Origin of the sequence: Pseudomonas putida (assembly GCF_028682635.1) — a bacterium.
Lineage (GTDB): Bacteria > Pseudomonadota > Gammaproteobacteria > Pseudomonadales > Pseudomonadaceae > Aquipseudomonas > Aquipseudomonas putida_AE.
In genome coordinates this window covers 1-749 of sequence record NZ_JANHLK010000078.1, presented here as the reverse complement: position 1 = coordinate 749, position 749 = coordinate 1, and the positions used below count along the sequence as shown (strand labels likewise).

General features: G+C 60.6%; 2 protein-coding genes. Both read right to left on the bottom strand.

The window, feature by feature from the left end; translation table 11 throughout:
• On the bottom strand, nt 1-168 hold a 168-nt coding region (locus NPS56_RS30935; protein WP_274078167.1), incomplete at its 3' end, for an ATP-binding cassette domain-containing protein.
• Nucleotides 169-749 (bottom strand): ATP-binding cassette domain-containing protein (locus tag NPS56_RS30930; protein WP_274078166.1); only part of this gene is annotated, 581 nt, incomplete at its 5' end.

Genomic DNA, 749 nt, shown 5'->3' with positions numbered 1-749 from the left:
GCCGCTTTGAGCTTGTGGCGAACCGCAGAGGGTCATCAAGAGTGTGGACTTGCCGGCACCGTTGGCGCCGATCAGGGTCACGATCTCGCCCTGGCGGACTTCGACGTTGACGCTGTGCAGGGCCTGGATCTTGCCGTAGAAGGTGGAAACGTTTTCGAATTGCAGCATTTACGCTTCCCCCAGGTAAGCTTTGATCACTTCAGGATTGTCGCGGATCTGTTCCGGCGTGCCGTCGGCCAGGGGGGTGCCCTGGTTGATCACGACGATGTGGTCGGAAATGCTCATGACCAGTTTCATGTCGTGTTCGATCAGCAGCACAGTGACGTTGTGCTCTTCACGCAACATGCTGATCAACGCCTTGAGGTCCTCGGTTTCCTTCGGGTTCAGGCCGGCGGCCGGTTCGTCGAGCATGAGGATCCGCGGGCGGGTCATCATGCAGCGGGCGATTTCCAGGCGCCGTTGCTGACCGTAGGCCAGGGTACCGGCCGGACGGTTGGCAAACGCCGTGAGGTTGACCTTTTCCAGCCAGTACTCGGCGAACTCCATGGCTTCGCGCTCGCTCTTGCGGAACCCCGGGGTCTTGAACAGGCCCGCCAGGAAGTTGGTGTTCAGGTGACGGTGCTGGGCGATCAAGAGGTTCTCGACCGCGGTCATGTCCTTGAACAACCGCACGTTCTGGAAAGTACGCACCACGCCTTTGAGGGCGATCTTGTGGCCCGGTAGGCCCTCGATCGGCTCGCCATCGAGCA